Source organism: Mixta mediterraneensis (genome assembly GCF_014946725.1).
Classification (GTDB): Bacteria; Pseudomonadota; Gammaproteobacteria; order Enterobacterales; family Enterobacteriaceae; genus Pantoea; species Pantoea mediterraneensis.
In genome coordinates, this window is sequence record NZ_JACFXY010000008.1 from 1 (window position 1) to 26,654 (window position 26,654).

Consider the following 26,654-nt stretch of genomic DNA (forward strand, 5'->3'; position numbering starts at 1 on the left):
GTGTAAAACACTAATCTCCACTCTGGTCTCCAATGTCATCATTGGCAGTGCCTTAAAACTGCCATTTTTACCCTAGGTGGGTCAGATTTACATCGGCAGGTGGGCCAGTTTTACATCGGTAGCGACAGTTTCCTTCAGGGTTCTGATGACGACCACTCTGCATGCTGGCTGATATCGACCACCCGTCCGGCTCTCAGGCAGGGTCAGCAGCCAGGCATTATTGGCTTCATCAAATTTTGGTAGATCCACCTTATATGGTCCTTTTATGGTAAATATCTTCAGCCCAGCTCCGGGAGAGCATTCGCGGGTTCAAAGGGATACCGCTTATTGTCCTGCGAGCACACCTCGATCCATTCCAGCTGTCCGTGGGTAAGCACAGGTGATAGCACTGATGGGCACAGACAGTGATGCACCCGTAGAACCCGGTCTCGGCCAGTTCATCGACGTTCTACGGCCAGCGGAGCAGATGCCTTTCGGCGGAGATCTCGTAAAATGTACATTCACAGTCCAGCTCTTCAGTCTGGTATTCAGATTCTGTTTCGCCGTCCGGCATCCAATAGTGAAAAGAGACTGTGTCAAACATTCCCATATTTTTGCTTCGTTAATACGTTGAGAAATACCGCCCTCAGCTACAGCTATTCAGCAGCTACTCCATCCGCCTGTCCCGCGATCTGGATTTTGAGGGGGTGAGCGAGCTGGAAATAGTCCGGGAAGGGAACTGCATCACCCTGCGTCCCGTCAGGTTGACAAGTGGCTCGTTCGCGCATGTAGTATTCCTTTATTTTCTCGAAATATTTTTATTTTTTAAATTTTATAGAACATTGTTGCGCAGCCTCATGAGTAACATTAACTGTGTTGTTAACTTTTTCGCAGAGAAACTCTGTCAACGTTACCTGAAATCCGTTATGTTTTCCGGCTTCACTGTTCCTTGATAACTTTGTTTCACATTGCTCTAACGTCATCCTATGTCCTGAATAAAAGGTCCATGATACAGGTGCGCCTCCAGCCTTATTTATAATTGCTGTTATACGATACATTATCTAGATCCTTCGTTCTTTGATTTCATGCCCCTTTGCATTACTCGTAATACCAGGCAATCCCTTATTTCTATTAAAAATAAAGTTTAAAAATGGCGGTAGTCTTAGAACCTATCCCAAAAGGATTTTATTCCAGACAATGATGCTGCAAGCAAAATGCAGCATCGCCTCGTAGTTTTCGACTTTCTTCTCCCATCGCGTCAGTATGCGGCGAAAGCGATTCATCCAGCTATGCGTTCTTTCCACAACCCAACGATGAGCCCTGAACTCGCTGTTTTTAATTGCCTCAGACTCCTCTTTCCCCGACTGGATATGAGGTTCATAACGACGAGCTTTCAAACAAATTTCCACCCATTCAGCCTCATAGCCTTTGTCCATACACAGATGCAGCCTGCGACCCGGCCTGCCGGTCTGTAGCGCGTCCAGCGTATCTTCAACCAGTTTTATGTCGTGGGTATTTGCCCCTGCGACAGCCAGCGAGAGCGGAAGCCCGTTCCCGTCGGTCATCAGGCTCCGCTTTACTCCCTGCTTCCCCCTGTCAGTCGGGTTGCGACCTGTTTTTTTGAGCCTGCAAGGGGCGATTTTGTCATGCAGCCATCCATCGACAACCATGACCAGTCAATGGCATCCCGCTTCTCGCAGGCAAGCAGCCCGTTTTGCCAGAAGCGTTCAAATACTCCAGCATCCCGCCATTCCTGAAAGCGGCGGTGGGCTGAGCTGGATGAGCAAATATCCGTGGCATTCAGGGCATTCCATTGGCAACCGGTTCTGAGCACAAAGAAAATGGCGTTCATTGCGGCACGATTATCAACACGTCTACGATGCGTGCCCAGCGGATGGTGGGTTTTATGTTCCGGGAGAAGTGGAGCCATTTTCTCCCAGAGTTCATCGCTGATCTGCCACTTGTTGCCCGCCATACTTCGCCCTCAAAAATTGCCATTATTTACGATCTGACAATTCCTTTTGGGATAGGTTCTTAATCCTGCTTTCGTCAGAATTCTGTGGCGATGTGTATAAAGTGTTTTGGTGCCTTTTCCCGTCAGACGGGAAATTGTGTGCATACTTAAATCTGAAACAAAGTAAGGTAGCAGACTCCGCTCTGTATGTGTCAGTTCGATTCTTCTGACACGTTCCGCCTCAGAAAGTCCGGAAAATATTTTCTGAAGAGCCATGCGCAGTCCGGTCGGGGCGATTTTCTGGGGCAAAATCCAGTCGCCACAGTATTCCCTTGGGAATAACCGACCTGTCTCATTTAGTATCAGCCAGACTGTGATTGCATCCGGTCTTTCTGCCTTAAGAGCATTAAGAGCCGACCATTCACCCCTTAAAACAATACGACTGTCTATAACGATAAGTACACTTTCAGCTTCCGGGGTAATATCAGGCAAGTGGCTTTCACTGAAACGTGAATGTACACAGATTAATTCCGGCATGAGGGCACAAAGGCTCTGATATAACCAGCTGTTTTCCGTAAGAATTACCATTAATGATTTACTGTTCAAGAATAGTTCCTTCTCTGAGCCGTGCCAGCTCAACTGGCCACGAAACTTTTTATATCCCTTTAAGGAAATAAAATATCTTTAAATTAAGGTGATATCCAACAAATGGGGGCTTACGCCCCCGAATGACTTTACTTAAAGCTGTATTTAATGCCTACCATTGCAGCTGCATCGTTGTAGCCCTTATCCCCCATCTGGACGCCAACGTTGCCCCAGAGGTTCAGCGTTGGATTCAGTTGCCCCTCAACCCCGGTTTTGATTTCACCCAGGTTGCGCGCCCCCGCCTGACGAATACTCACGCCGTCCATTCGCGTGCCAAAATCGCGAGTGTTATGGATCCAGTTCACCTCTACAAACGGTTCAAAATCGCGGTCTTTCCCGTCATCAATCGCACTGTGGCCTTTAAGGAAGGTGCGCAGTCCCAGTCGGGTTTGCACGTTTCCGTTACCTTCACCCTTGATGAGCGTACCGTTAGCCTCACGATGATCGTCAGCTTTTACGCCCATCCAGACAGCCTGCGCCTGAGGCTGGATATACCATTCGCTCAGCGACCCTTTGCTGCCGGTAAATTCACCCAGCTTGTGGGTATAACCCAGTTCCAGTGAACCGGTCAGGCCTTTAGATTTATAGGACTCGGTCCGGATATCCTGACCTTTAACGCTGTTGTTAAACCAGCTGTACTGCGCCCAGCTGTCGAGATAGGCACCCTGGTGGTTCTCGTCATTGGCATACCAGGTCGCATACAGGCCTGCGCTGTAGCCGTTGACGGAGCCGTCGGAGCTGTATCCCGTCGATGATGAACGCGTATTGCTGCTGTTATGACCATAACCCGCCATCGCCCCGAGATGCCAGCGGTCAAGCCCGTCACCACTCCAGCGGGCAATATCGCCTCCCATCTGCATCACATAGCGATTGCTCTGGGTTTTCAGCTGGCCGGAGCCGTCGCGCCATGCGTTATGCCCCCCGACCTGACGCATCCACATGCTGGTCACCTTCTGCTCGCCGGTCAGCGCATCGGTGTACTGCGTTTCGCCGAGGCGATCGTGCAGTCGGGTCACAAACAACGTGTTGGCCGCGGCCAGGTTTGCCGTATAGCTACCCGGTTCGGGACGAATGTCTGGAGCCGGTTTTGGTTTTGGTTCTGGTTCTGGTTCTGGTTTTGGTTCTGGTTTTGGATCCGGCTCCGGGTTGACTTTGTTGTTCGTCAGATACCAGTTGCTGTCGTTATTGCCCTGCCCGCGCACCAGCGAGTAATCATACGCCCCGGCCACGATCCTGCCGTCCTGGGTAAATATACCGTTAGACTGGCCGTCCACGTGGATAACCTCGATGCCGTTCAGCGTCTGCGCTCCCGAACCGCCGGCGTTGGTGACGCTGACGCCGGTTGTGCCGGAGGTATTGCCTTTAACGATCAGCTTATCCGTTACTGAGTTATCACCATTCAGCACGGTATTAAGGTGCAGATGACCGCCGTCACCCTGGTAGTTACCGTTGACGACCAGCTGATTACCGGCAGCGCTGCCGCTGCTGCCTGTCCAGACATTGCCACTGTTGATCAGATTGCCGCCTATGGTAAAGGTTACCGGAGATACGGCCTGACGATTGCTGTCGCCAGCCAGCGGCGTGCCCTTGTTATCGATATTTTCCGCCACGCCGCCAAAGCCGGATAAACGTCCGTCTTTCTGCACGTTGACCTGCTGGCTTGCCAGCGTCATGGACTTATCGGGGCTGCCGAGGATCACCGCGCCGGCGTTGATGTCGGTGGCGCCGGTCCACTGTGCCGCCTCGTCCAGCGTGACGCTGCCGCTGCCGGTGACGCTGTTTTTCAACGTCCAGCTGTCGTCAGCGTTCAGCACCAGTTTTCCGTTATTCGCCACCGCCGCAGTCCCAAGCTGGCGGACAGCCGAAACACTGAGCGTGGATGCGTTGTCGACAGCAAAGGTTCCGGAGAAGCCGCTATTATCGCCGGCCAGCGCAACGTCGCTGGCATTCAGCGCCACCTTCCCGGCGTGGCTGAGGCTGTTATACAGTACGCCTGCCGCGTTATTCAGGTTAAGCAGACCCGCCGCAACGATATTCCCCGTCCCCAGCCCCAGCGCATTGTTCAGCGAGGCTGTGGCCCCACGGGCAATGGTGGTGGTGGCCTTGAGGGCCGCATTGGCACCAGCGACGTTGAGGGTGCCGCCGGCGACGGTAAGCCGCCCGGTTCCGGCCAGCTCGCCGGCTGATTCGCCGCCGTCAGTCAGCGTCAGATGCCCGCCGTTTAAACTGGTCAGGGAGCCTTTTCCTGCGGTCAGTTTACCCACGGTCTGCGCATGGCCGCGCATATCAAATCCGGTCGCGTCCGCCAGTTTCAGCTCGCTGGTTTTGCCTAACACGTTGTCGTTCAGCATGGCCAGGTTACCGCTGCGTACGTTGGTGATGCCGCTGTAATCATTGTCCATATTCGACAGGGTAACGGTCTGCCCTTTCTGGCTGTCAAACGCCAGATCGCCACTGCCGGTAACCTTCGCACTCAGATCCGCCGCGCTGCCGCTTTTGCCGTTGGCGTCAAGGATAAGCGCATCGTCTCCTTTACCCAGCAGATCAACCTGAGTCAGGCCGTAGCTGACGTACAGCCCGTCATTGCCGTCGCCGCCGGTCAGACGGTAGTCGTAGGCGCCTTTGGCCACCACGGTTCCCTGCTGGCTGATATCGGCGGTAATGGCGTCGCTGATGGCGTTGCCATCCTTGTCGGGAAGCACCAGATTCCCGGCCCCGCCGATCACTGCAACGTCTGAGGTTGCCAGCTTAATCAGCGCCTCAGCGTCATCCTGCTCAAGCAGCGAAAGGTGCGTATCGACCTGAGGACGATCGTTGCTCACGCTTCCGCTATCAACCTGCACCGTCCCGCGCCCGGTAAGATCCATCGTTGCGGCGTGAATGGTGCCCTGTGCCGCCGGGTTACCCGGGGTTACGCCATCAAACTGCACGGTACCTCCGTCAAACGCCAGGCCGCCGATGCGCTGCTCTCCGGCGGCGACGTGGGTGATACTCCCTTCACCGGCGCGCAGCGTGGCTTTACTCAGCGCACGGGTATTCAGACCGCCCAGTTCAAACTGGCTGTTGGTCAGCGCCACCGTGCCCGTAAAGCCATCGTCCGCGTTGTTGGCGGTAAAGCCAAACTGTTTGTCTGCGGTATCAACCGCCATCGTACCGGTACCGGCCAGATGGCTGTTAAAGGCCATGTCGGTGGCGCTCAGCACGTTGAGCCGGCTGGTGCCATCAATGCTGTAGCCGGTTTCGTCGCCATCAAGGCCGTCGTCGCCCAGACCGAGGACAATCTTATCGAGGGTAAACACGGAGCCAGACGCCAGGTCGATATGTTCCACCCCGCTGACAGCATCCGCCCGGTTTAAGGTATACGTCGAATTTTCAAGCCGTAAGGTATCCTCACCGCTGCCGCCATTCAGCGACGTGAACAGCGTATAGTTATCCTCCGGCCTGATATTTTGCAGGATAAAGCGGTCGTTACCCGCACCGCCGGTAACGTCGGTCGCAGTACTTCCGGATTCAAGAATCACGGTATTATCGCCGCTCAGCAGGTTAACCTGGCCATGCTGAACGACAACGTGTTAGGCAAAACCAGCGAGCTGAAACTGGCGGACGCGACCGGATTTGATATGCGCGGCCATGCGCAGACCGTGGGTAAACTGACCGCAGGAAAAGGCTCCCTGACCAGTTTAAACGGCGGGCATCTGACGCTGACTGACGGCGGCGAATCAGCCGGCGAGCTGGCCGGAACCGGGCGGCTTACCGTCGCCGGCGGCACCCTCAACGTCGCTGGTGCCAATGCGGCCCTCAAGGCCACCACCACCATTGCCCGTGGGGCCACAGCCTCGCTGAACAATGCGCTGGGGCTGGGGACGGGGAATATCGTTGCGGCGGGTCTGCTTAACCTGAATAACGCGGCAGGCGTACTGTATAACAGCCTCAGCGACGCCGGGAAGGTGGCGCTGAATGCCAGCGACGTTGCGCTGGCCGGCGATAATAGCGGCTTCTCCGGAACCTTTGCTGTCGACAACGCATCCACGCTCAGTGTTTCGGCTGTCCGCCAGCTTGGGACTGCGGCGGTGGCGAATAACGGAAAACTGGTGCTGAACGCTGACGACAGCTGGACGTTGAAAAACAGCGTCACCGGCAGCGGCAGCGTCACGCTGGACGAGGCGGCACAGTGGACCGGCGCCACCGACATCAACGCCGGCGCGGTGATCCTCGGCAGCCCCGATAAGTCCATGACGCTGGCAAGCCAGCAGGTCAACGTGCAGAAAGACGGACGTTTATCCGGCTTTGGCGTAAGCGTCTCATCCAGACCGTCTTTTATTTTTGCCCGCGTTTCCTACCATGGACACTTTCGCGAACATGGACACTACCGTGGACAAAAATACGCCTTACACCAGAAGACCATGGATCTTCACAGCGCTGAGCCTGCGCTTTAATGAGGCTCTGACTTACCGTGAAATAGCAGAACAACTGAACCTTAGCTCATCTGCCATACATAAAATGTTCACGCGTTTTCGACGAACCGGAATTAACTGGCCATTGTCGGAAGAATACACGCCTGAACGCCTGGAGGAAGAGCTCTATGCCTTCAATCTTGAGACAAATCTTCCTGTAAAAAAACGCCGGCCGGACTGGCCTCTGGAATTCAAAATTCGCATGGCGGAGCTGACCCTGCAGCCGGACGCCTGTGTGGCTCAAATTGCCCGTGAGCATGGCATTAACGATAATCTGCTGTTCAACTGGCGCAATCTGCATCGTCAGGGGCTACTGGATCCGGCCAACAGAGCGACTCTGATTCCGGTTACTATGGAGCCTGTTGTCCCTCCGCCCAGGCAAAACGGCGTCGTATCAGCAGACCTGCCACCGGTCATCAGCTGCAGGCTGACGTTGCCAGGTGGAAGCCTCAACCTGACTGGCCCGCTGACGCCTGAACTTCTGCGCGCACTGGTCAGCGAACTCAGGGAGGGTGAGTCATGATTAGCTTTCCGGCAGGTTCGCGGATCTGGCTGGTTGCTGGCGTGACAGATATGCGCTGTAGCTTCAACGGGCTGGCAGCGAAAGTGCAGAACACGCTTCGCACCGATCCGTTCAGCGGTCATCTGTTTATCTTTCGCGGTCGTCGCGGCGACATGATAAAGGTGCTGTGGGCCGACCGGGACGGCCTGTGCCTGTTCACCAAACGACTGGAGCGGGGGCGCTTCGTCTGGCCGGTGACCCGTGACGGAAAAGTGCATCTGACGCCTGCGCAGCTCTCCATGCTGCTGGAAGGCATTAACTGGAAGCACCCACAGCGGACTGAACGGCCTGGCCTGCGGATATAACCTGCTGTAAAATGGGGTTATGGACGCATCCCTTCCCGATGAAAACGCCCGGCTCAGGGCGCTGCTGCTGGAGCAGCAGACCACCATCCGCAAAATGGCGGAGTATAACCGCCTGCTCTCACAGCGGGTGGCGGCGTACGCCAGCGAAATCAACCGGCTGAAGGCGCTGATCACTAAGCTTCAGCGCATGCAGTTCGGCAAAAGCTCCGAAAAGCTGCGTGAGAAAACGCAGCGCCAGGTGCGCGAGGCTGAAGAGCGCATCGGCGCCCTGCAGGAGGAGATGGCTGAGGCGCTGGGTGAGCAGCATGACCCGGTGGTTCCGCAACCGCTGCGCCAGTCTTCTGCCCGTAAACCATTACCGGCCACACTCCCCCGCGAAACCCGCACGCTGTCGCCGGCAGAAACCGCCTGCCCGTCGTGCGGCGGAGAGCTCAGCGCGCTGGGCTGCGACGTATCGGAGCAGCTGGAGCTCATCAGCAGCGCCTTTAAGGTTATCGAAACGCAGCGGCCAAAACTGGCCTGCTGTGGATGTGACCACATCGTTCAGGCGACCATGCCGGCAAAACCCATAGAGCGCAGCTACGCGGGTCCCGGGCTGCTGGCGCGCATCGTCACGGCAAAGTTCGCAGAGCACACGCCTCACTATCGTCAGTCAGAGATATACCGGCGTCAGTGCGTGGAGCTGAGTCGTGCCACACTGGGGCGCTGGTCCGGTGCGGTCAGCGAACTGCTGGAGCCGCTGTATGACCTGCTGCGCCAGTACGTGCTGATTCCGGGCAAGGTGCATACCGACGATATCCCTGTGCCGGTTCAGGAGCCGGGCAGCGGTAAAACCCGCACGGCCCGGCTGTGGGTCTACGTGCGGGACGACCGTAACGCGGGCTCACCGCTTCCCCCGGCGGTGTGGTTCGCGTACTCGCCGGACCGTAAGGGGATACATCCGCAGCAACACCTTGCCGGATACAGCGGTATCCTGCAGGCCGATGCTTACGGCGGCTACAACGCACTGTACGAAGACGGCCGTATCGCCGAAGCGGCCTGCATGGCGCACGCCCGGCGAAAAATCCATGACGTTCACGTCCGCACACCGACCGACGTCACAACCGAAGCGCTGAAGCGCATCGGTAAACTGTATGCCATCGAGGCGGAGATACGCGGCAGCCCGGCAGAGGAGCGGCTGGCGGTCCGGAAAGAGCAGACGGTCCCGCTGATGCAGTCGCTGTACGACTGGGTACAGGCACAGATGAAGGTGCTGTCGCGCCACTCGGATACGGCGAAGGCGTTCTCGTACCTGCTGAAGCAGTGGGATGCGCTGAACCTGTACTGCAGCAACGGCTGGGCCGAGATAGACAATAACATCGCAGAGAACGCGCTGCGTGGCGTTGCCCTGGGGCGGAAAAACTGGCTGTTCGCGGGTTCAGACGCGGGCGGGGAACGTGCTGCGGTACTGTACTCGCTGATCGGCACCTGCCGGCTTAACGGCGTGGAACCGGAGGCGTGGCTGCGTTACGTCATCGGTCATATCCAGGACTGGCCGGTGAACCGGGTCCGTGATCTGCTGCCCTGGAAGGTCGATCTCACTTTTGTCTGAGCGTCAATACGGTCTGGATGAGACGCTTACCTGGCTTCCAGCAAATGCTGATTATTCACCGCCCAGATAAACAGCAGCCAGTTGCCGCCGATGGTCAGTGCGGTTACTGCGAGAATCAGCACCTTTTTGGGCTGGCGCAGCACGCTGCGTACTTGTCCCCATCTGCGGCTCAGGGTAATTAAAATCAGCATAAACAGCGCGGACCAAATTACGCGATGCGTCATAATTTCGGTAGGCGGAACCTCTTTAACTAGCTTGAAATAGGCGGGCGCAATGCCCCAAATAAAGTAAGCGCCAAGAGCAAAGCCAATGCCCTGGCGCGTTTGTTGTGTATCCATATACCATCCAAAAAGCGGCGATTTTCATATGCCGCGTAGGGTTATCCAATCAAATAGGTGGCGGTTGCCGTAGCGATATAGTCGCCTTGTTGGTTATGCAGTTCGACGCGCGCTACCGCGACTTTATTACCGGCACGCAGCAGGCTGCTAGTGGCAGTAAAGCGTTCGCCGCGCCCTGGGCGTAAATAATCGACGCGCATATCAATGGTTCCCATGCGCGACAGGCGCTGACGTAACTCTTCTTCGCTGATATTTTCCTGTCGTGTTAGCGCGTGGCTCACACAGACCATGCCTGCCGCGACATCCAATACTGAAGCGATCACGCCACCGTGAAGTATCTGCTGTGCGGCGTTGCCAACCAGCATGGTTTTATTGGCAAAGCTCAGTTCCGCATACTCAGGTTCAAGGCGATCCAGCTCCAGCCCTAATGCCTGATTAAACGGCATATGATAAACAAAAATTTCACCGATAAGGCGGCGCGCTTCCTGCTGAGTCAACAGCCCTGATGACATGGTTTATTGTCCCGAAAATGATCGCCAAATGGCGCGAAATTTTAATGAGATATGTATTCTATGCCCCTCGCGAGGGGCTTTCCAGTTTAGGAAATCTGCGCTCATCTTAAGGTTCATTTGCGTGTAGAATGACCTGCTTTTTTAGGATATTTACACCGCTATTTTAAGTACGCAGCGCTCATCGGAGAATTTTATGCGTAAGTACCGCGCCTTATTGGCGGCAATGCTGTTACTTCCTGCTTTGGCGCAGGCAGATGAAGCCACGATTCGAGAAATCCATGATACACCGCAAGTCCGCGGTAGTATTATTGCCAACATGCTGGAAAAGCATGATAACCCGTTCGTGCTTTATCCGTATGAAAGCAACTACGTACTCTACACCTATACCAGCAACATGAATAAAGAGGCGATTTCCTCTTATGGCTGGGGTAAGGATGCCCGTAAAGATGAAGTGAAATTTCAGCTCAGTCTGGCATTTCCTCTGTGGCGCGGTATTCTGAGCGATAATTCCGTATTAGGGGCGTCTTATACGCAACGTTCGTGGTGGCAGCTATCGAATCAAAGCCAGTCTGCGCCGTTTCGTGAAACTAACTACGAACCGCAAATTTTTCTGGGCTGGGCGACAGATTACTCCTTCGCGGGCTGGACGTTACGGGATGTTGAAGTGGGTCTGAACCATGAATCAAATGGCCGTAGTGACCCGACTTCACGCAGCTGGAACCGTGTCTACGCACGCCTGATGGCGCAACATGACAATTTTCTGGCTGAAATCAAATCGTGGTATCGCATCCCCGAGAATGAAAAAAATGATGATAACCCAGACATGACCAAATACATGGGTTATTACCGCCTGAAGCTCGGTTACATGATGGGTGACAATATCTTCAGTGTGGAAGGCCAATACAACTGGAATACCGGTTATGGCGGCGCGCAGTTGGGCTGGAGCTATCCTGTCACGCAACATGTTCGCTTTTATACCCAGCTGTACAGCGGTTATGGCGAATCGCTGATCGACTACAACCATCGTCAAACACGAATTGGTGTGGGCGTGACGCTGAACGACCTCTTCTGATCAACGACGTAAAACAGGAATACAGTGGCAACCTCGGCAGTTCTTAATCAAGAAGCGTTGGCGCAGCAGGTATTGCAAAATACCTTCGGCTATCAACAATTTCGCCCCGGACAGCAAACAATTATCAATGAAGCGCTGAATGGGCGGGATTGTCTGGTGGTGATGCCGACCGGCGGTGGTAAATCGCTGTGTTATCAGATCCCCGCGCTGGTGCGTGTCGGGCTGACGCTGGTGGTATCACCGCTCATTTCGCTGATGAAAGATCAGGTTGATCAGTTGCTGGCCAACGGTGTGGCAGCGGCTTGCCTGAATTCTACGATGACGCGTGAGCAGCAGCAGGCGGTGATGGCAGATTGCCGTACCGGGCGCGTGAAGCTGCTGTATATCGCGCCAGAACGCTTGATGATGGACAACTTTCTTGAAAATCTGGCGCATTGGCAGCCGTCAATGCTGGCGGTTGATGAAGCACACTGTATTTCACAATGGGGCCATGATTTCCGCCCGGAATATGGCGCGCTGGGGAAAATGCGTCAGCGCTTCCCTGATCTCCCGGTCATGGCATTGACCGCCACCGCCGACGAAACTACCCGTAACGACATCGTTAATCTGCTGCACATGCATGATCCGCTGATCCAGATCAGCAGCTTCGATCGTCCTAATATTCGCTACACGCTGGTGGAGAAGTTTAAACCCACCGATCAGCTGTTGCGCTATGTACAGGATCAGCGCGGCAAGTGCGGCATTATTTACTGTAATAGCCGGGCAAAAGTAGAGGATACCGCTGCACGGCTGCAGAGCCGTGGCCTGAGCGTAGGGGCTTATCATGCCGGTATTGACAGCCAACAGCGTGCCCGGGTGCAGGAAGCATTTCAGCGGGATGACTTGCAAATCGTGGTGGCTACTGTGGCGTTTGGCATGGGCATCAACAAGCCCAACGTACGTTTTGTGGTGCACTTCGATATTCCACGCAACATCGAATCCTATTATCAGGAAACCGGTCGCGCTGGCCGTGACGGTTTACCCGCAGAAGCGATGATGTTGTATGATCCGGCCGATATGGCATGGCTACGTAAGTGCCTTGAAGAGAAAGCGCCGGGTCCGTTGCAGGATATAGAACGTCACAAACTGAACGCGATGAATGCCTTTGCCGAGGCGCAAACCTGTCGTCGTCTCGTGCTGCTGAACTACTTTGGTGAAGGTCGCCAGCAGGCTTGTAGCAATTGCGACATCTGCCTTGATCCACCCAAGCGTTATGACGGATTAGTCGAAGCGCAAAAAGCGCTTTCCGGTATTTATCGCGTTGGGCAACGTTTCGGCATGGGTTACATTGTTGAAGTTCTGCGCGGCGCAAATAATCAGCGTATCCGTGAACAGGGTCACGACAAACTGCCCGTTTATGGCCTGGGTAAAGATCACAGCCATGAACATTGGGTGAGCGTACTGCGTCAGTTAATCCATTTGGGTCTGGTGACGCAAAATATTGCTATGCATTCAGCTTTGCAGCTGACTGAAGCGGCACGTCCGGTATTGCGCGGCGAAGTGCCGCTGATGCTGGCGGTGCCGCGACTGATTACCGCCAAATCTAAGTACAACGGTTCGGCGAAGTTTCATGGCGGCAACTATGATCGCAAACTGTTTGCCAAACTGCGTAAGTTACGTAAAGCCATCGCTGATGAAGAAAATATCCCGCCTTATGTGGTATTCAACGATGCCACGTTAATTGAAATGGCGGAGCAGATACCGCTTAGCGCATCAGAGATGTTAAGCGTTAACGGCGTTGGACACCGCAAGCTGGAGCGCTTTGGTAAACCCTTTTTGGTGATGATCAAAGAGCATATTGATGAAGAATAAAGGATGCCAGTTATGTTGATGTTATTTGCTACGGTTGCGCTGGTACATTTGGTGGCGCTGATGAGTCCTGGCCCGGACTTCTTTTTTGTGTCGCAAACGGCGGCCAGCCGCTCCCGCAAAGAAGCGATGATGGGCGTGTTTGGCATCACGCTGGGCATTGTTATCTGGGCGGGTGTCGCCCTGATGGGCCTGCATCTGATTCTGCAGAAAATGGCGTGGCTGCACCAAATTATTATGGTTGGCGGCGGTATTTATCTGTTATGGATGGGCTGGCAGTTAATGTGTTCGGCACGTCAGCGCCATAAGCAGCCCTATTCGCCAGAGCCAACAGTCGCGCTGCCTAATAAAGGCATGAGCTTCCTGAAAGGCTTTCTCACCAACCTGTCGAATCCAAAAGCGATTATTTACTTCGGTAGCGTTTTCTCACTGTTTGTGGGTAACGATGTGGAGGCGATGGAGCGTTGGGGGCTGTTTCTGTTAATTGTCGGCGAGACGTTCGCGTGGTTTACGCTGGTGGCGGCGATTTTTGCCATGCCGTGGGTGCGGGACAAATATCAGCGTTTAGCGAAGTGGGTAGATGGCATGGCGGGCGTATTATTCGCCGGATTCGGTATTCATTTGATCATCGCACGTTAAGCGCGGGTTTACCTGACCCGCCCGGCATCGGGCAGGGCTCGTCCTCCTCACGTAATATCATATGGGACGGCGCACTGACCGCTACCGAGCGGGCTGTGACCCAGCGGCCGGTATAAAGAAAAAAGGGGCCAGTCAGACAACTTTTCTTGCACAGGCCAGTAGCGCGCCGACTGCAATAAACATTCCGCCAAATGAGCGATTCAGCAGTTTCATTTGGTCTGGTCCTCTAATCCATATTGCGATGCGTGTTGCTAATGTGGCATAACCAATCATCACGAGAATATCCACCACTACCGTGGTTATGCCCAGCACCAAAAACTGCGCCAGTTGTGGTTGGTGCGGCAGGACAAATTGCGGAAACAGCGCGGCAAGAAACACGATACTTTTCGGGTTGGTGAGGTTTACCAGCAGCGCTCGTTTAAACAGGCGACGGCGCGGCATCGCTTTGGATACGGCCTTAAGATCGATAGCGCCTGCTGAACGCCATTGCTGAATGCCAAGCCAGACCAGATACGCTGCGCCTGCCCATTTAAGTATTTCAAACGCCAGCAGCGAGTGTGAAAACAGTGCGCCAAGGCCAACGCCGACCAGCACGATGTACAGCGACAGACCAAGCTGCAGGCCAGCAATGGAGGCCACTGCCCCGCGATAGCCGTGGCTAATGCCGGTACTCATGGTATTAATCGCTCCAGAGCCGGGCGATAAACTGAGAATTGAGGTGGTAAAAAGATAGGTCAGCCACCATTCGATGGTCATGGGCCACGTTCCCTGTATGGTCGGAAGTGTGACACAATACGCCAGAAATAAACGCGGCGCTATGGGCGACACGCGGCTGATCAGACACTTTTCCAGCGTAAACAGGAGGGCGAATGAATCAACACAAAGCCAGCTGGCTTCGGCGTGAAAAAGCATTCGCCGCCTTTGCGACCGGTCCGCTGCTGGACTTTTGGCATCGCCGCGAAGAAGGGGAGTTTACCGGGGTAGAAAATCTTACCCTGCGCTATGTGCGCTTCACTTCACCGCAACATACGCGTGTCATTTTAATTGTGCCGGGCCGCATTGAGAGTTACGTAAAGTACCCTGAGCTGGCGTACGATCTGTTTCACTGTGGCTTTGACGTGATCATCCTTGATCATCGCGGGCAGGGTCGATCTGATCGATTACTGGAAGATTCGCATCGTGGTCATGTGGCTGAATTTACCCATTACGTTGATGATCTGGAAACGCTCTATTTAAAAGAGATCGTTGGCGGGCACTATCAACAGCGTTATGCCCTGGCGCATTCAATGGGTGGCGCGATTTTGACGTTGTTTCTGACGCGCCAGCCGCAGGCGTTTCACGGTGTGGCATTGGTGGCGCCGATGTTTGGCATTGCTCTGCCGTTACCAGAATGGATGGCGCACCGCATTCTCGACTGGGCTGAAAAACGTCCCGCCTTGCGTGATGGCTATGCATTAGGCACCGGACGTTGGCGGGCGCACCCGTTTGGCATTAACCGGTTAACACACAGCGCAGAGCGTTATCGTCGTAATTTGCGTTTTTATGCTGACGATCCGGCGATTCGCGTCGGTGGACCCACTTATCACTGGGTGCGGGAAGGCATTCACGCTGGCCGCAACATTATTAGCCAGGTGGACAAAATCACCACGCCAGTTTTGTTATTACAAGCCAGCGACGATCGTGTCGTGGACAACCGTTCGCAGGATCTCTTTTGTGCCGCGATGGCAGCGGCAGGTCATCCCTGCGAAGGTGGAACGCCGCGAATAATACAGGGCGCGCGGCATGAGATCTTGTTTGAAAAAGACGAAATGCGCGCCGAAGCGCTGAATACGGTGATCGACTTCTTTTCGTCTCATCGTTAGATAGTTTCATTTACCTGAGTGGCTACGGCCTTCTGAACCAGATACCCGAGGTTTTCATGTATCACATCGTTGCATCCGACCTGGATGGCACGCTGCTTTCCCCCGAACATCGTATTACCCCTTTTGCCCGCGAAACGCTGCAAAAACTGATGGTGTATGACATTCACTTCGTTTTCGCGACTGGTCGCCATCATATTGATGTTGGTCAGATGCGTGACAAGCTTGGCATTCCGGCTTACATGATCACCTCAAACGGTGCCCGTGTGCACAATGCTGATGGCGAACTGATCTTTAGCCTTAATTTGGATCAGGATATTGCGAGCGATCTTTATGGCCTGCAATACCATCATCCTGAAATTCTGACGCACGTTTATCGTGATGATGAGTGGTTTGTGAGTCGTTCACGTCCGGCTGAACAGGATTATTTCCGCGAGTCGGTATTCAATTATCAAGTCTATGAGCCAGGCCTGTTACCGACCGATGGCATCAGCAAAGTCTTTTTTACCTGCGAAGATCCTGAGCAGCTGATCCCGCTGGAACAGGCAATCGAAGCGCGCTGGGGCGATCGCGTGAACGTGAGTTTTTCGCTGCCAACCTGTCTGGAAGTGATGGCGGGCGGCGTGTCGAAAGGCCATGCGCTGGAAGCCGTCGCAAAGCGGCTAAACTACTCACTGAAAGAGTGCATTGCCTTTGGTGATGGTATGAATGATGTTGAAATGCTGAGCATGGCGGGTAAGGGTTACATTATGCGAAACGCACAGCAGCGGTTAAAAGATACCTTGCCTGACTTAGAGGTAATTGGCACGAATGCAGAAGATGCCGTGCCGCAGGCGTTGCGAGCCTTATTTATGTCATAACGGAATGGCCGGTTAGTACAACCGGCCTTTTTTAGCAGCTCAGCCCGCCGTTTTTTTGTGTTATGGCCGTTTCATGCTTAATAACAGCAGAATCACTGCCAGAACGCAGCCAACAATTATCGCTAAGTAACTCTCGTTCCATTCAATAATCTACAATAGCACCAGCGGCGCCAGGCTCGTCGAATAGCCCGGCTGCAGGTGATGACCGCGAAGATTTTATCCGGTATCCCGCCACACAGCAGCGAGCCGGGAATATCAGCGTATTCATAAAAGGAAATAGCATCCTTTGGCGTGCCATTTCGTGCAGAGAACAGGAATGGTTTCAGCGTGTTGCTGTGACAAGTCGTGAAAGCGCTTCATTTCTGTAACGGGCGGTGGGTTGGTGAACAAAAATGGCACATTATGCGTCAGGATTTTTTGTTTTAAGAAAGTGAACGTTCGCTTTTAGGGGACGGTTCGAAAAAAGAGGCGTGTCTGCCTGTTTTTGAAGCAGTTGTAAACCAGATAAAACAGCCTTCTTCTGGCACTTTGTTTAAACTGGCGCATTCGTCAAAATCGGGGCTGTTACCGTGCTGTTATTGATTGTTACCACCATTCTTTGGGCTTTTTCTTTTAGCCTGATCGGAGAATACCTTGCTGGCCAGGTTGATACCTGGTTCTCTGTTTTCATGCGGCTGTCGCTGGCGGCGTTGGTGTTTTTGCCATTCTTGCGCTGGCGTGGCTATCGCCCTTCAACGCTACTGCTTTATATGCTGGTGGGAATGCTGCAATTAGGCATTATGTATTTGATAAGTTTTGAAGCCTACCTTTACCTTAGCGTGTCCGAGTTCCTGCTGTTCACCGTAATGACGCCGCTGTATGTAACCCTGATTTATGATCTGATCAGCAAGCGGCCGCTGCGCATCGGCTATCTATTCAGCGCACTTTTGGCCGTCGCAGGGGCAGCAATCATTCGCTATGACAAAGTCAGCGATAACTTCTGGTTTGGATTGATGCTGGTACAGCTGTCGAATATCTGCTTTGCGGCGGGAATGGTGGGGTATAAGCGGCTACAGGAAAAGCGCCCGATGCCGCAGCATACGGCGTTTTCCTGGGTTTACCTGGGCGCCGTCATGATCGCAGCTATCGCCTGGAGCATATGGGGAAATCCCAGCAAACTTCCGACTACATCGCTGCAATGGAGCATTTTGGTGTGGTTAGGCGTAGCGGCCTCTGGTCTGGGTTACTTCATGTGGAATTACGGCGCCACCCAGGTTGATGCAGGAACGCTGGGCATTATGAACAATATGCATGTGCCAGCCGGGTTGCTGGTTAACCTGGCCATCTGGCAGCAACAGCCACACTGGCCAGGTTTTATCGCGGGTGCGTTAGTGATTATCGCGTCGCTATGGGTGCATAAACGCTGGGTAATTGGGCATAGCCCGAAGTAAATTTAACAACATGGTTGAATGACGATAAATCAGGAAGAGCGAGCCCGATCGCACAGCTTTATGGGTCGGGATCGCCTTTTTTGGCTGAACAGCGATGTAGCGGAACTCAGGCAGGTTTACCCGTTTTAGGCCGATGAATCATCGCCAGCCCTTTGAGAAAGTTACGCATAATCTGATCGCCGCATTCGCGATAGTTCTTATGATCGGGTTTACGGAAGATAGCGCCTATTTCTGCCTGAGAAACCGTAAAGTTGGCGCGTTTTAGCACGTCAGGAATATCAGAAGTTTTCAAATCGAAGGCAATACGCAACTTTTTCATGAAAATATTGTTATTCATTTTGCGCTCAATGGAAGGAGTCGGCATATCTTCACTTTTGCCGCGGCGATGGAAAATCAATCCATTCAGGAAGTAACCCATCAATACGTCTGGACACGGACGAAATGCCGCGTCGTCATCCTTCTTCAACCACGTTTGCACATCGGCTTGCGGCACATCGCAGCCTGCCAGCGCAAAAATTGCCACCATTTTGGCATCGCTCAAATCGAGCATGTAGCGCACGCTGCGCAGAATATCATTGTTAGTCATGGTGAAATCTTCTTATGGTCAGTCGACAGGCTGCGCATTATAGGGGATTTTGCCGGCATTCGCGCAGGTTTATGGGCTGGATTATCGCTGCAACAGCATTCCCGGATGTTGGGCATTGCGTACAAAAGGCAAATGATCACAGGCATGCTGGCGAGCAAAGCGGATAAAGGCTTCCAGCACGGGTTGGCGCTGCTCGCCGTCACGAACGGCTGCATAAAGCCGACTCCATAATCCGTCACCTAACGTTTTCGTCACCACTAATCCCTGTTTTTCAAAACTTTCCACGACCCAGTGCGGCAATGCGGCAATGCCCATGCGTGCCGACACCATCTGAATTAATAGCAGGGTGTTATCGACACTTTTCAACGCTGGGCTAACGCCAGCGGGTTGCAGGAAATGACGCCAAATATCAAGCCGTTGACGCTGCACCGGATAAATCATCAACACTTCATCGCCAAGATCTTCCGGGGAGATATGTTCAACCTGCGCCAGTGGGTGATCCGGCGCCAGAACTAATCGCACTTCAAAATCAAACATGGGTGAATAGAACAGGCCGGAGCGCGGCAGAATGTCAGAGGTCAGCACTACATCCAGCTCACCCTGCTGCAGCGCTGGCTGCGGATCAAAGGTGACACCGGATTTGAAATCCATCACCACCTGCGGCCAGCTCTGACGGAAGTTATCCAGTGCTGGCGTCAGCCATTGAATACAGCTGTGGCATTCAATGGCTATACGCAACGTGGCCTGATGTGGCTCGTGGCAGGCTTGCAGTGCCTGCTGAATTTGCGGCAGCACTTGTTCTGCCAGCTGTAACAAAATTTCTCCCTGCGGCGTAAATCGCAACGGCTGGCTTTTACGGACGAACAGGCGGAATCCCAGCCGCTGCTCCAGATCGCTGAACTGATGTGACAACGCTGATTGCGTCTGATGGAGCTGGGCAGCAGCAGCAGCCAGCGATCCCGTATTACGCAGAGCCTGAAGCGTCCGCAGGTGCTTGAGTTCGATCATGAGAGTCCTTCATATCGAATTGAACAAATTGCGCTTGAGGAACATACAGTACCCGCAGAATATAGCGGTGTAAACATCTGGACGGCTAAACATCTTTGGCTGCCAGTCCTAAGCCAAAGTGAAAGAATATCTGGAGAACAGCAAATGACCATTCTGAACCATACTCTCGGCTTTCCACGTGTTGGCCTGCATCGCGAACTAAAAAAGGCCCAGGAAAGCTACTGGGCCGGTCACAGCAGCCAGGAAGAATTACTGGCGGTAGGCCGCGAGCTGCGGGCACGTCACTGGCAACAACAGAAAGACGCGGGAGTAGATCTGCTGCCGGGGGGGGACTTCGCCTGGTATGATCATGTGCTGACCACCAGCCTGCTGCTGGGAAATGTACCCGCGCGCCACCAGAATAAAGAAGATTCTGTCGATCTCGACACGCTGTTCCGCCTGGGTCGTGGCCGGGCGCCGACGGGCGAGCCTGCCGCTGCTGCTGAAATGACCAAATGGTTTAACACCAATTATCACTATATGGTGCCGGAATTTATCAAAGGCCAGCAGTTCAAACTGACCTGGACGCAGTTACTGGATGAAGTTGACGAAGCGCTGGCGCTGGGTCACAAAATCAAACCGGTTTTGCTTGGCCCGCTAACCTATCTGTGGCTGGGTAAAGTAAAGGGCGAACAATTTGATCGCCTGTCGTTACTGAACGCTATTTTGCCGGTGTATCAGCAAGTATTAGCTGAACTGGCTAAACGAGATATTGAGTGGGTACAGATTGATGAGCCTGCCCTGGCGCTGGAATTGCCACAAGCCTGGCGCGACGCCTTTAAACCGGCTTACGCTGCACTGCAAGGCCAGAGCAAACTGCTGCTGACGACTTACTTCGACAGTATCGGTCAGAACATTGATGTGATTCGTGAACTGCCAGTGCAGGGACTGCATGTTGACCTGGTGCACGGACGTGATGACATTCAGGCGCTGAACCAGCAACTTCCGGCTTCCTGGCTGCTTTCGCTTGGCGTGATTAATGGCCGTAACGTGTGGCGTGCCGATCTGAGCAGCTGGTTCGAGCGCCTGCAACCGCTGACAGGTCAACGTGAACAACTGTGGATTGGCACCTCCTGCTCGCTGCTGCACAGCCCAATTGATCTGAGCGTGGAAACGCGTCTGGACGAAGAAGTGAAAAGCTGGTTTGCTTTTGCCCTTCAGAAGTGCGCAGAGCTTTCTTTGCTAAGTAACGCGCTGAATAACCACGATGCGGCATCGCTGGAAGCGTGGAGTGCGCCAGTTCGTGCACGCGCTCACTCAAGCCGTGTGCACAATGCCGCCGTTGGCAAACGTCTGCAAGCCATTACTGCCCAGGACAGTGAGCGTCAGAGCGCCTATGGCGAACGTGCGAAAGCGCAGCGTCAACGGTTTAACCTGCCGGCCTGGCCGACCACCACTATCGGTTCTTTCCCGCAGACCACCGAAATTCGCGGGCTGCGTCTTGACTTCAAACAGGGTCGTCTGGACAGCAATCACTACCGCACTGGTATTGCCGGACACATCAGGCAGGCGATTGTTGAGCAGGAGCGTTTAGGGCTGGACGTGCTGGTGCATGGAGAGGCCGAACGTAACGATATGGTCGAATATTTCGGCGAGCATCTGGATGGTTTCGTATTTACGCAAAATGGTTGGGTGCAGAGCTATGGTTCGCGCTGCGTGAAGCCGCCCGTAATCATCGGTGATGTCAGCCGTCCTGAAGCTATCACCGTAGAATGGGCGAAATATGCGCAATCGCTGACTGACAAGCCGGTAAAAGGCATGTTGACCGGTCCGGTAACGATTCTTTGCTGGTCGTTTCCGCGTGAAGACGTGACCCGTGAAACCATTGCCAGACAAATTGCGCTGGCGCTGCGTGATGAAGTGGAAGATTTGGAAAAAGCCGGTATCGGCATTATTCAGATTGATGAGCCGGCGTTACGCGAGGGTCTGCCGCTTCATCAGTCAGACTGGGCTGCCTATCTGGCCTGGGCGGTTGACGCTTTCCGTCTGAATGCAGCCGTAGCGCAAGATGACACGCAAATTCATACACATATGTGTTATTGCGAGTTCAACGACATCATGGATTCTATTGCGGCGCTGGATGCGGATGTGATCACCATTGAAACCTCACGTTCAGATATGGATCTGCTGGAAGCTTTTGAAACTTTTGAATATCCGAACGAAATTGGCCCAGGCGTGTATGACATTCATTCGCCAAACGTGCCGAGCGTGGAGTGGATGGAGGCGCTGTTACTAAAAGCGGCGCAGCGTATTCCAGAAGAGCGTTTATGGGTAAACCCAGACTGCGGCCTGAAAACACGTGGCTGGACCGAAACGCGTCAGGCGCTGGCTAACATGGTAAAAGCGGCGAAAAAATTGCGTGGTGAAACTGTTTAAACGGTTTGGTATTGAAGTGTTGGGGCGCTGAGGCGCCCCTTTTTTACTAAGCGGATGGCGCAACGCCATATTGCCTGAACCAGGCAAGCATACGCGCCCAGCCATCTCTGGCAGACTCGGCATGATAGCCTGGACGATAATCAGCATTAAATGCATGTCCGGCTTCGGGGTAGACGATGATTTCAGCTTTGGCATTGGCGGCATGCAGCGCCTGGCGCATCTGTTCAACGCTTTCCAGCGGAATACCGTCATCCTGACCGCCATATAAGCCCAGAACGGGTGCGGATAAATCAACGGCAATATCAATCGGATGTTTTTGCTGTTTCATGGATTTATCGCCTGTCAGGCGACCATACCATGCTACGGCGGCACGAAGCTGCGGATTATGCGCTGCGTAAAGCCAGCTGATGCGACCACCCCAACAGAAACCGGTAATGCCCATTCTGCGAATATCGCCGCCGTGGCGAGACGCCCAGTTTGCGGCGTGGTCAAGATCAGATAACACTTGCGTATCCGGTACTTTACTTACCAGCTCTTTAAACAACGTCGGAATATCATCGTATTCGCTCGGATCTCCTTCGCGGAAATACAGTTCGGGCGCAATGGCCAGATAACCTTCCAGCGCCAGACGGCGGCAAATATCACGAATGTGTTCGTGTACGCCGAAAATTTCCTGCACCACCAGGACCATCGGTAACGGCCCTTCAACATCTTTTGGCCTGGCATAAAACGCGGGCATATTCTCGCCCTGACTTGGAACCGAGGTTTCGCCGGATTGAATAGCAGGGCTTTCAGTAATAATGGTTGTAGAAGCAGTGGGTTGTACCGCAGGTGCAAAGCCGCCTCCAGCAGATTTTTGTGCCATATTATCTTCGGTTTTCATTGTTCTCTCCGTGCAAGCAAATAGCGCGATCACGTAACTATAGCCTGGCCAGATCTCACATGGACCAGACAAGGGGTAGCAGAGTTAGCAACAGATAAAATCACCTATCTCTTTAACATTGCGATGACGGGTTACACAGCACCGCTTGTAGCAGTGAAGGATGACTTGATCTTAATGAGTGATATTCATCACATTTATTTTGATATGAAATGTAATTTTCATTTTTTATATTGATTGTTATCACATATTTATCGCGCAGGCTGACGTAGAGTGGCGCGTTACTTTCCTTCAATCAGGAGTCTGATATGTCACAATCTGACGTTTTCCACCTTGGCCTTACCAAAGCCGATTTGCAGGGCGCGACTTTAGCCATTGTGCCTGGCGATCCAGAGCGCGTTAAAAAATCGCCGGGTTAATGGAGAATGCACAGCATCTGGCGTCGCACCGCGAATTTACGACGTGGCTGGCAAAACTGGACGGCAAGCCGGTTGTCGTGTGTTCGACCGGTATCGGTGGCCCGTCAACGTCAATTGCGGTTGAAGAGCTGGCTCAACTTGGTGTGCGCACCTTTCTGCGCGTTGGCACGACCGGCGCGATTCAGCCGCATATAAATGTGGGTGATGTCTTAGTGACCACCGCATCCGTGCGTTTAGACGGTGCCAGCCTGCATTTTGCCCCTATGGCGTTTCCAGCGGTGGCCGATTTTACCTGCACGACCGCATTGGTTGCGGCCGCAGAAGCGTGCGGAGCCACCACCCATATCGGTGTTACCGCGTCGTCCGACACGTTTTACCCAGGCCAGGAACGCTATGACACCTTCTCGGGCCGTGTGGTAAACCGCTTTCAGGGATCGATGAAAGAGTGGCAGCAAATGGGGGTGCTGAATTATGAGATGGAATCCGCGACGTTATTAACCATGTGCGCCAGTCAGGGACTGCGTGCTGGTATGGTGGCGGGTGTTATCGTCAATCGCACGCAGAAAGAGATCCCGGATGCGGTAACCATGAAACAGACCGAAAGCGATGCGGTGAAGATTGTCGTAGAAGCGGCGCGTCGCTTGCTATAACGCGCACGGCAGCAGGTTTCAGGAGTGAGAGAGCCGCCTGCTGCCTGGTTTAAATCCGCCTGCTTCAGCTGAGCCTGCGAATGCTTATATGCAATACGATGTTTCCCGATCGCGCTTCCTTTTTCCCGATCCCGCTATGGAAAAACGCTACTTTGCGCGGGTTGCCAGCGCCGTTCTTCCTGGCGGGCATTGCAAACCGACAGGGGGCTTTTAAGGCGGCGTAAGGCCTGCCTGTCGGGCAAAATTGTCTGGACATTCATACAGTGCGACTCTACCTTTTCTCTCAGCAACGTATGTGGCGGGGGAATCATGGATCAGCACATCATCATCAGTGCCTGTCTGGCGCTGGCCGGCCTGGGCATTGGCTGGATGCTGGCGCAATTACGCGCCAGCCAACAATTAGCCAGTTTTGCTACCGAGCGTCGTCTGTTAGAAGCGGCACAGCAGCGTCAGCAACAGCATATCGAACAACTTCAGCAACAATCGCAACAGCGTGAGCAGGAATTGCATCACCTGCATGGTGCGCTGAGCGGGGCCAATGAGCGCCTGCAGCAGCTTGATTACTGGCGCGGTGAAAGCGAACAGCTGAATCGCGAGTTGCGTAATCAGCTGGAAGTGAACAGCGCCCAGGAAGCTGAACTTCGCGAAGTTACCATTCGTCTTGAAGAAACGCGCTTTGCCGCTGAAGAGAAACAGCGCTTGCTGACCAACAGTGAACAGCGCCTCAGCGCCCAGTTTGAAAATCTTGCCAATCGTATTTTTGAAAACAGCGGGCGGCGCGTCGATGAGCAAAACCGTCAAAGCCTGAACAGCCTGATCGGTCCACTGCGTGAACAGCTGGACGGTTTTCGTCGTCAGGTGCATGAAAGTTTTGGAGTAGAAGCGCGCGAACGCCATACGCTAACCCATGAAATCCGCCAGCTTCAGCAGTTAAATGCGCAGATGGCGCAAGAAGCGATCAATCTGACAAAGGCGCTAAAAGGCGACAATAAAATTCAAGGCAACTGGGGAGAAGTGGTCCTGAGCCGCGTACTGGAAGCATCCGGGCTACGCGAAGGTTATGAATACGAAACTCAGGTCAGCATTCAGGCAGAACAGCAGGGCAGGATGCAACCCGATGTCATCGTCCGTTTACCGCAAGACAAAGATGTGGTGATTGACGCCAAAATGACGCTGGTGGCGTATGAACGCTACTTTAATGCGGAAAGTGAAGCCGATCGCGAACAGGCAATTCAGGCACATATCAGCGCAATGCGCGGACACATCCGCTTGCTGGGACGCAAAGATTATCAACAATTGCCCGGTTTACGATCGCTGGATTATGTATTGATGTTTATCCCGGTAGAACCGGCCTTTTTGCTGGCAATCGATCGTCAGCCTGAATTAATCAGCGAAGCGTTGCAGCAAAATATTATGCTAGTCAGCCCAACCACACTGTTAGTTGCGCTGCGTACAATCAATAACCTTTGGCGCTATGAGCACCAAAGTCGCAATGCGCAGCGTATCGCTGATCGCGCGGCAAGGTTATACGATAAAATGCGGCTGTTTGTTGACGACATGAGCGGCATTGGCGTCAATCTGGATAAAGCGCAAAACAGCTATCGTGAAGCGATGAAAAAACTGGCAGAGGGGCGCGGCAATTTGATCGCGCAAACTGAAGTATTTCGCGATCTTGGCGTTGAGGTGAAGCGTTCCATTAATCCGTTGCTGGTGGAACGTGCCAGGCCAGAAAGTGAACCTGCTGACGAGCAGCAAGAGGAAAACGAAGCGGATGACAGCGGCTTACGTGTGAGACGTCTCCACGAATAGCACGGGCGCAACGTGCCTGACCTCCGTGACTCTGATACACTTCGGGAAGAATTATTTGTGGAGCAGGTAAAACCGATGGCAGATGAATCACAGCAGGAAACCACCCATTTTGGCTTTCAGACGGTCGCTAAAAGTGAGAAGGCCGATAAAGTCGCGGACGTGTTTCATTCCGTAGCGGCAAAATACGACGTGATGAACGACCTGATGTCGTTTGGCATCCATCGTGTCTGGAAGCGTTTTACCATCGACAGCAGCGGCGTTCGCCGTGGACAGCGTGTCCTGGATCTGGCGGGTGGAACCGGCGATTTGACCGCAAAATTCTCCCGTTTGGTGGGCGAAACGGGTCAGGTGGTACTGGCCGACATCAATAGCTCAATGTTGAAAATGGGCCGCGAGAAGCTGCGTAATCGTGGTGTGGTTGGCAACGTCAACTATGTTCAGGCAAATGCCGAAGCGCTGCCGTTCCCGGATAATTATTTTGACTGCATTACCATCTCCTTCGGCCTGCGTAACGTGACTGAAAAAGAGAAAGCGCTGGCTTCCATGTTTCGCGTGCTAAAGCCGGGCGGTCGTTTGCTGGTACTGGAATTTTCTAAACCCGTCATTGAGCCGTTGAGCAAAGCTTATGATGCGTATTCATTCCACATCCTGCCACGCATCGGACAACTGGTGGCGCAAGACGCAGAAAGCTATCGCTATCTGGCTGAATCAATCCGCATGCACCCCGATCAGGAAACCCTAAAGGCGATGATGAATGATGTTGGTTTTGAAAATACCACCTACTTCAACATGACCGGCGGCATCGTCGCGCTACACCGCGGATTTAAGTTTTAAACGGT

The 26,654-nt window shown here is 53.6% G+C and carries 21 protein-coding genes and 5 pseudogenes; 15 read left to right on the forward strand and 11 right to left on the reverse strand.

Annotation, left to right across the window (positions count from 1 at the left end; genetic code table 11):
- Positions 1-87: 87 nt before the first annotated feature.
- Positions 88-249, reverse strand: a complete 162-nt coding sequence (locus H2P46_RS14695; RefSeq protein ID WP_193405727.1) for a hypothetical protein — start codon at positions 247-249, stop codon at positions 88-90.
- A gap of 404 nt (positions 250-653) precedes the next feature.
- Between H2P46_RS14695 and H2P46_RS23025 the strand changes: the two are divergent.
- Positions 654-764: pseudogene (locus H2P46_RS23025) on the forward strand (AbrB/MazE/SpoVT family DNA-binding domain-containing protein); the annotation flags it as partial.
- A gap of 33 nt (positions 765-797) precedes the next feature.
- Here the strand turns inward: H2P46_RS23025 and H2P46_RS23435 are convergent.
- From H2P46_RS23435 to H2P46_RS14715, 4 genes and pseudogenes are all read right to left on the reverse strand, one after another.
- Positions 798-1,037 carry a DUF1187 family protein gene (locus H2P46_RS23435; protein WP_193405728.1) on the reverse strand — a complete coding sequence of 80 codons (240 nt, stop codon included), beginning with the start codon at positions 1,035-1,037 and terminating at the stop codon, positions 798-800.
- Between the two features lie 111 nt (positions 1,038-1,148).
- A pseudogene (locus H2P46_RS14705) lies at positions 1,149-1,954 on the reverse strand (IS5 family transposase).
- 9 nt (positions 1,955-1,963) lie between these two features.
- A complete protein-coding gene (locus H2P46_RS14710; protein ID WP_193405729.1) occupies positions 1,964-2,539 on the reverse strand; it encodes a helix-turn-helix domain-containing protein in 576 nt (191 codons plus the stop codon).
- A 128-nt stretch (positions 2,540-2,667) separates the two neighbouring features.
- Positions 2,668-6,132: pseudogene (locus H2P46_RS14715) on the reverse strand (autotransporter outer membrane beta-barrel domain-containing protein); the annotation flags it as partial.
- Here H2P46_RS14715 and H2P46_RS14720 point away from each other — a divergent pair.
- From H2P46_RS14720 to tnpC, 4 genes are read left to right on the forward strand one after another with little or no spacing between them, the layout of a single operon-like run.
- Complete coding sequence (locus H2P46_RS14720; RefSeq protein WP_238939011.1) at positions 6,028-7,014, forward strand: hypothetical protein; 987 nt, start codon at positions 6,028-6,030, stop codon at positions 7,012-7,014. The pseudogene H2P46_RS14715 and the gene H2P46_RS14720 sit on opposite strands and share 105 nt — an antisense overlap.
- Positions 6,920-7,555: an IS66-like element accessory protein TnpA gene (gene tnpA / locus H2P46_RS14725; RefSeq protein WP_193403483.1), complete on the forward strand. Its 636-nt coding sequence runs from the start codon at positions 6,920-6,922 to the stop codon at positions 7,553-7,555. Before H2P46_RS14720 ends, tnpA begins: the two co-directional genes overlap by 95 nt.
- Positions 7,552-7,899, forward strand: coding sequence for an IS66 family insertion sequence element accessory protein TnpB (gene tnpB / locus H2P46_RS14730; RefSeq protein ID WP_193403484.1), 348 nt, complete (start codon positions 7,552-7,554; stop codon positions 7,897-7,899). The genes tnpA and tnpB overlap by 4 nt, the downstream gene beginning before the upstream one ends.
- A gap of 19 nt (positions 7,900-7,918) precedes the next feature.
- Positions 7,919-9,490 (forward strand): IS66 family transposase, encoded by a 1,572-nt coding sequence (gene tnpC / locus H2P46_RS14735; RefSeq protein WP_193404199.1) that lies wholly within the window; start codon positions 7,919-7,921, stop codon positions 9,488-9,490.
- Positions 9,491-9,522: 32 nt separating this feature from the next.
- Here tnpC and H2P46_RS14740 read toward each other — a convergent pair.
- Positions 9,523-9,828, reverse strand: a pseudogene (locus H2P46_RS14740) (EamA family transporter); the annotation flags it as partial.
- Between the two features lie 41 nt (positions 9,829-9,869).
- Positions 9,870-10,340, reverse strand: a complete 471-nt coding sequence (locus tag H2P46_RS14745) for a thioesterase family protein (RefSeq protein WP_193405731.1) — start codon at positions 10,338-10,340, stop codon at positions 9,870-9,872.
- Between the two features lie 193 nt (positions 10,341-10,533).
- On the opposite strand from H2P46_RS14745, the gene pldA reads away from it, so the two are divergent.
- From pldA to rhtC, 3 genes are read left to right on the forward strand one after another with little or no spacing between them, the layout of a single operon-like run.
- Positions 10,534-11,412 (forward strand): phospholipase A, encoded by an 879-nt coding sequence (gene pldA, locus H2P46_RS14750; protein WP_193405732.1) that lies wholly within the window; start codon positions 10,534-10,536, stop codon positions 11,410-11,412.
- Positions 11,413-11,436: 24 nt separating this feature from the next.
- A complete protein-coding gene (gene recQ / locus H2P46_RS14755) occupies positions 11,437-13,263 on the forward strand; it encodes an ATP-dependent DNA helicase RecQ (protein WP_193405733.1) in 1,827 nt (608 codons plus the stop codon).
- A gap of 12 nt (positions 13,264-13,275) precedes the next feature.
- Complete coding sequence (gene rhtC, locus H2P46_RS14760) at positions 13,276-13,899, forward strand: threonine export protein RhtC (RefSeq protein WP_193405734.1); 624 nt, start codon at positions 13,276-13,278, stop codon at positions 13,897-13,899.
- A 132-nt stretch (positions 13,900-14,031) separates the two neighbouring features.
- Here rhtC and rhtB read toward each other — a convergent pair whose 3' ends face one another.
- The gene (rhtB, locus tag H2P46_RS14765) at positions 14,032-14,655 is read right to left on the reverse strand and encodes a homoserine/homoserine lactone efflux protein (RefSeq protein WP_193405735.1); all 624 of its coding nucleotides are present in this window, start codon (positions 14,653-14,655) and stop codon (positions 14,032-14,034) included.
- Between the two features lie 113 nt (positions 14,656-14,768).
- Here rhtB and pldB point away from each other — a divergent pair, with 113 nt between their 5' ends.
- The 3 genes from pldB (at position 14,769) to H2P46_RS14780 (ending at position 18,048) form a co-directional block, all read left to right on the forward strand.
- Positions 14,769-15,761: a lysophospholipase L2 gene (pldB, locus tag H2P46_RS14770; RefSeq protein ID WP_193405736.1), complete on the forward strand. Its 993-nt coding sequence runs from the start codon at positions 14,769-14,771 to the stop codon at positions 15,759-15,761.
- Between the two features lie 56 nt (positions 15,762-15,817).
- Positions 15,818-16,618 (forward strand): sugar/pyridoxal phosphate phosphatase YigL, encoded by an 801-nt coding sequence (gene yigL, locus H2P46_RS14775; protein WP_193405737.1) that lies wholly within the window; start codon positions 15,818-15,820, stop codon positions 16,616-16,618.
- A gap of 569 nt (positions 16,619-17,187) precedes the next feature.
- Entirely contained in the window at positions 17,188-18,048 is an 861-nt protein-coding gene (locus H2P46_RS14780; RefSeq protein WP_193405738.1) for a carboxylate/amino acid/amine transporter, read from the forward strand.
- Positions 18,049-18,154: 106 nt separating this feature from the next.
- On the opposite strand, the gene H2P46_RS14785 is transcribed toward H2P46_RS14780, so the two are convergent.
- Positions 18,155-18,634: a YehS family protein gene (locus H2P46_RS14785; RefSeq protein WP_193405739.1), complete on the reverse strand. Its 480-nt coding sequence runs from the start codon at positions 18,632-18,634 to the stop codon at positions 18,155-18,157.
- A gap of 81 nt (positions 18,635-18,715) precedes the next feature.
- Complete coding sequence (gene metR / locus H2P46_RS14790) at positions 18,716-19,642, reverse strand: HTH-type transcriptional regulator MetR (protein WP_193405740.1); 927 nt, start codon at positions 19,640-19,642, stop codon at positions 18,716-18,718.
- Positions 19,643-19,786: 144 nt separating this feature from the next.
- On the opposite strand from metR, the gene metE reads away from it, so the two are divergent.
- A complete protein-coding gene (gene metE / locus H2P46_RS14795; protein ID WP_193405741.1) occupies positions 19,787-22,057 on the forward strand; it encodes a 5-methyltetrahydropteroyltriglutamate--homocysteine S-methyltransferase in 2,271 nt (756 codons plus the stop codon).
- 46 nt (positions 22,058-22,103) lie between these two features.
- Here the strand turns inward: metE and H2P46_RS14800 are convergent, their stop codons facing one another.
- Entirely contained in the window at positions 22,104-22,940 is an 837-nt protein-coding gene (locus tag H2P46_RS14800) for a dienelactone hydrolase family protein (RefSeq protein WP_193405742.1), read from the reverse strand.
- Positions 22,941-23,245: 305 nt separating this feature from the next.
- On the opposite strand from H2P46_RS14800, the pseudogene udp reads away from it, so the two are divergent.
- The 3 genes and pseudogenes from udp (at position 23,246) to ubiE (ending at position 26,649) form a co-directional block, all read left to right on the forward strand.
- A pseudogene (gene udp / locus H2P46_RS14805) lies at positions 23,246-24,006 on the forward strand (uridine phosphorylase).
- A 309-nt stretch (positions 24,007-24,315) separates the two neighbouring features.
- Complete coding sequence (gene rmuC / locus H2P46_RS14810) at positions 24,316-25,815, forward strand: DNA recombination protein RmuC (protein ID WP_193405743.1); 1,500 nt, start codon at positions 24,316-24,318, stop codon at positions 25,813-25,815.
- A 75-nt stretch (positions 25,816-25,890) separates the two neighbouring features.
- Positions 25,891-26,649, forward strand: coding sequence for a bifunctional demethylmenaquinone methyltransferase/2-methoxy-6-polyprenyl-1,4-benzoquinol methylase UbiE (gene ubiE / locus H2P46_RS14815; protein WP_193405744.1), 759 nt, complete (start codon positions 25,891-25,893; stop codon positions 26,647-26,649).
- The last annotated feature ends 5 nt before the right edge of the window (positions 26,650-26,654 follow it).